The sequence below is a fragment of the Hyphomonas sp. UBA3601 genome (genome assembly GCF_002375605.1).
In the GTDB taxonomy this organism is placed as follows: Bacteria; Pseudomonadota; Alphaproteobacteria; order Caulobacterales; family Hyphomonadaceae; genus Hyphomonas.
The window spans coordinates 25,909-29,939 of record NZ_DFME01000026.1 but is presented as its reverse complement, the minus strand read 5'-3'; the positions used below and the strand labels follow the sequence as shown (position 1 = coordinate 29,939).

6 protein-coding genes are annotated in these 4,031 nt (G+C 57.7%); all 6 read right to left on the bottom strand.

Annotation, left to right across the window (positions count from 1 at the left end):
- The coding region (locus tag B4F73_RS02775; RefSeq protein WP_290480888.1) for a hypothetical protein at positions 1 to 383 on the bottom strand (383 nt) is incomplete at its 3' end.
- A 74-nt stretch (positions 384 to 457) separates the two neighbouring features.
- Positions 458 to 1,381, bottom strand: a complete 924-nt coding sequence (gene ribF / locus B4F73_RS02770; protein ID WP_206992542.1) for a riboflavin biosynthesis protein RibF — start codon at positions 1,379 to 1,381, stop codon at positions 458 to 460.
- A complete protein-coding gene (locus B4F73_RS02765) occupies positions 1,381 to 1,812 on the bottom strand; it encodes a MaoC family dehydratase (RefSeq protein ID WP_034814112.1) in 432 nt (143 codons plus the stop codon). The genes ribF and B4F73_RS02765 overlap by 1 nt, the downstream gene beginning before the upstream one ends.
- A 58-nt stretch (positions 1,813 to 1,870) precedes the next feature.
- Complete coding sequence (locus B4F73_RS02760) at positions 1,871 to 2,722, bottom strand: TIGR01459 family HAD-type hydrolase (protein ID WP_290482457.1); 852 nt, start codon at positions 2,720 to 2,722, stop codon at positions 1,871 to 1,873.
- Positions 2,723 to 2,754: 32 nt separating this feature from the next.
- Positions 2,755 to 3,255 (bottom strand): hypothetical protein, encoded by a 501-nt coding sequence (locus B4F73_RS02755; protein ID WP_206992539.1) that lies wholly within the window; start codon positions 3,253 to 3,255, stop codon positions 2,755 to 2,757.
- A 66-nt stretch (positions 3,256 to 3,321) separates the two neighbouring features.
- The coding region (locus B4F73_RS02750) for an EAL domain-containing protein (RefSeq protein ID WP_290482456.1) at positions 3,322 to 4,031 on the bottom strand (710 nt) is incomplete at its 5' end.

Sequence of the window (4,031 nt, the reverse complement as noted above, 5' to 3'; positions counted from 1 at the left end):
GACTTGTAAAGAGAGATCGCCGGATAGTCGCGATCGATGCCCGAAATCACATCACTGCTCGCACTTGAACCATACACGGCCATCAGCTCGAGCCCCCGGCAATCCGTGCCGTCCGGCCCGGCGCAAACGGCATATGCACCAAAGGTCAGGCCATCATCGAACTCACCGAATACGAAGGGTGCACCGTCGCCCGTGCGGCCGGCCGCTATGAACTGCGCGCCCATGTCATCCAGCAGGAACCGAAGATCATCCATCGTGACCGCCCGGATGATCTGAATCGGTTCGATCTCCACCGGCTCGGATGGCTCAACAGGCGCCTCTTGCGCGATCGCAAGCGGCGCCATTGCCAGAGCAAGTCCGGTGACCACTAACCGTGTCAACATGGTCGTCCCTCTAACCAGTGCATCAGTTGTCTACGAATGGATTATGGCGGTGAATTGACAATAACCTGAGTTAATCAGGACGCTTTCAGCCGCCGCTTTGCTTCGATTTCGTCCTTCCCCATCTGAACCACCATCAGATCCAGACTGTCAAAGTTCAATTCCGGCCTCAGATAGGACAGCATCTGGACTTCAATCCAGCGACCATAGATATCCCCTACAAAATCAAAGATATGTGCCTCAAGCAGTGGGTCGCGCAGTCCCGTGGTGGGCGTGCGCCCGAAATTTGCGACGCCCGGCATCCAGTCACCTGTCCGGTCGATGCGCACCTTTACGGCATAGACGCCATATTTTGGATGGATCAAATCGCCGAGATTTGTATTGGCCGTCGGATAGCCAAATTTGCGTCCATTCTGTTCGCCCTTCATCACAGGGCCATCCGCGATCCAGGGCGAGCCCAGAATTTCCGCAGCTCGCTCCGGTTCGCCGGCTCTCAGCGCCTGTCTTATCGCGGTTGATGAGGCTTTTTCGTCTTCATTCTGGACTTCTTCGACAATGGTCACCCCAAAGCCGAGCGCGCGCCCAAGGCTCGACAAGCGCTGCGCATGGCCCATTCGGCCTCTGCCGAAACGGAAATCGAACCCTACGGAGACATGGCTGACGCCCAGGCCATCTACCAGAACTTGCCGGACAAACTCTTCATCCGTCTTCGACGCCATTTCCCCATTGAACGGCAATTCAAAAACCGAATCCGCGCCTTCGTTCAATATCGTCTCGTTGCGCCGCTCAGGGCGGAATATCCGAAAAGGGGGATCCAACGGGCGGAAATAGGCATGAGGTGGCGGCTCAAAGGTCGCCACTGAAAAAGATCCTTCGCCAGCCTCGCGGGCAGCTGCAATCACGGCTTTGTGGCCCGCATGCAAGCCATCAAAATTGCCCAGAGCGATCGACGCGCCCCGTGCAGATTCAGGCAAACCGCGATAGTCAGCAAAGATGCTCATCAGCTCTCCCGGCGCGGTGCCACGACTTCAGCTTCACCCGTAATAACGCGCTTGCCGTCCACCGTACAGTCAACCTTCAACGTCACACGGTTGCCACGCTCCTTCTTCTCGGACACTTCTGCGCGCACAATCACTTCGTCTCCGATGTGAACGGGGCGTTTGAAACGCATCGACAGGCCGATGAAAATCGCCCCAGGACCGGGAAGATTGTTGCCCAGAATGCCGGAGATATAGCTGGCCGTCAGCGCGCCATGCGCGATCCGTTTGCCGAAAATCGTCTTGGCGGCGAAGTCGTCCGACATGTGCAGCGGATTGAAGTCACCAGAGACTTCCGCAAAACGCTGAATATCATCCTCGGTAATCACATGCACGGTCTCGTGAGACATGCCGATGTCGAGGTCTTCATATTTGTAACCGGTGAATTCGCTCATCCCACTCGGGCTCCTGATTGCTTTTCGGCAGTTTGGTTACACGCTGCAGCGCAGCACGTCACCATCTGAGGCCAGTCATTGCGTAGGTTGCTTCCTCGCCATAGTCCGCCAGGAGGTCTGAAACTTCTGCCTGGAAGTCTGCACCATGCTCTATCAGGCCAGTCCCGACATAGAGACCATCAAAGCCCTGAATTCGCGCACCGCGCATGTCGGTCGTGGGGCTGTCGCCAATGCACAGGACCCGTGACTTGTTTGCGGCGGCGTCACCCACACGGGAAACGGCGAGATCGTAAATCGCTGCGTGGGGCTTTCCGGGATAGATCACGGATCCGCCAAGGTCTTCATAGATTTCCGCCAGTGCGCCGGCACACCAGTGCAACTGGCCGCCGATCCGCACCTGCTTGTCCGGATTGGCACAGATCATCGGAATGTTACGGTCGACCCCCTGTTTCAGCGTATCGGTATAATCGGACGGATGGTCCTTGAGGGAATCGCTCAGCCCGATGCAGAGCAGGACATCGGACTCGTCCGGCTCGCCAAAGCTCAAGTTGAGCCCTTGATACAGGTACGGATCTCGCTCCCACCGCGCATTCGCGCCCATCGCCCAGAAAACCTTGTCCCGGCGCTTGGCCAGTTCTTCCCGGGTCGCATCTCCGGACGAGACGCAGTCATCATAGGCATCGGTTGGCACACCAAGCGGGAGGAAATAGTCGATGACCTGCTGCTTTGGCACGGGCGCATTCGTGATGAGACAGACTTTTCCGCCTTGTTCACGAAAGTTCACCAGCGCCACGCAAGCCTCTTCAAAGGCATCGCGGCCATTATGGATCACGCCCCAGACATCGCACAGGATGGCGTCATACTGGCCAGCAATCTCGGACAGGCCGCCCGGAAATTTCAATTGTGTCATGCATTTGGACCTAGGCTGCACCGCCAAGCCGGTCAATCGCCAAAACCGCAAGCCTCTGCCGGCAAGGGATTGAGGCGCCAGTGCACAGCCGTTGGAATGGAAATGGCATGCGCAAAAAAGCATCCCTTCAGACGGGTCATATGGCCAAACCCGTCATCAGAGATCAGGTTCGGATCATAATTGCAGGACAAGAGGTTTCCAGCGTGCTGCTCAGGGTCGCCTGTGCGCACTTCCAGGATCATGTGGTTAGACCCCGTTGCAACCATGACCATGTCTGCCTCAACCGGTCCGAATTCGCATCCGTCCAGACTGCCATAATTGCCATCCTTCAGGATGATAGCTGGTTCCAGCTCCGGCGCGATGCGCAGATCAAGCCAGACAACGCCTTCCGTCATGGCTTGCAGCGCCTCAGGCGCCTCAAATTCGATGGGGCCTGGCAAGTCCGCGTCGACGCGCTGAACGGCGCCTGACTCTGCCATAGCCGATGTCGCGAGAATTGATGCCGCAGTACCGATCTGTACGAAACGTTTCATTCTGCCACCTCCTTTACCGGAGATGACAGCTTGGAAATGGGGCATATTGAAGGTCGGGTGGCGGCCCTAGCCGAAATTCGACAGGCGCTGGACGAGCTCCTGTGGCGGCGCTGTGGCTTCCATCAGGGATGACTTGATCGGGCGCGGCGCGCCGAATACGTGGCCCTGGCCGTACGGGATGTCATATTCGAGAATCTCGACAACGCTGGCCTCATCCTCGATCTTCTCGGCAATCATTGTGATGCCATAGCGCGAGAACACGGCGCTGACTTCTTCTCCATCAACGCGGCGGTTGATCGACGAGACCGGGCGCGGACCGGTTGGGTCGCGCAGCTGGTCCATCAGACTCGTGCCATTCATCTTGACGAAACGAATGCCCGCCGATTGAAGCCGTGGCAGGTCGAGGCCCAGATTATCGGCGTGGTCAATTGAGAAGCGGAAACCAAGCGCCGTCAGCTTGTCCATATTGTCCCGCATGGCGCGCGAGCGTGTCTCGAACCGGTCTGCCGTGATCTCGAAGATCACCGCGCCGGACAGGTCACGATTCTCGGTGATGAATTCCAGGAACATCGGGAAGAAGGTTGTGTCTTCCAGCGACGCCGCAGAAATATTGCAGAATACGCCGACGCGACGGTCACGCTCAGCCAGGCGACGCACGATCTGGACACACCGGAACAGCGTGAAATTGTCGATGATGCCCATCAGTTTGGCGCGGCGCGCAGCATCAAGAAATTCCGCTGGCAGAACCAGGGAACCATCCGGACGACGCAGGCGGG

Bases quoted from the DNA above. Each gene is read 5' to 3' on its own strand.
- ribF (WP_206992542.1), bottom strand. From the start codon at position 1,381: ATGAGCATCTTTGCTGACTATCGCGGTTTGCCTGAATCTGCACGGGGC.
- B4F73_RS02765 (WP_034814112.1), bottom strand. From the start codon at position 1,812: ATGAGCGAATTCACCGGTTACAAATATGAAGACCTCGACATCGGCATG.
- B4F73_RS02760 (WP_290482457.1), bottom strand. From the start codon at position 2,722: ATGACACAATTGAAATTTCCGGGCGGCCTGTCCGAGATTGCTGGCCAG.
- B4F73_RS02755 (WP_206992539.1), bottom strand. From the start codon at position 3,255: ATGAAACGTTTCGTACAGATCGGTACTGCGGCATCAATTCTCGCGACA.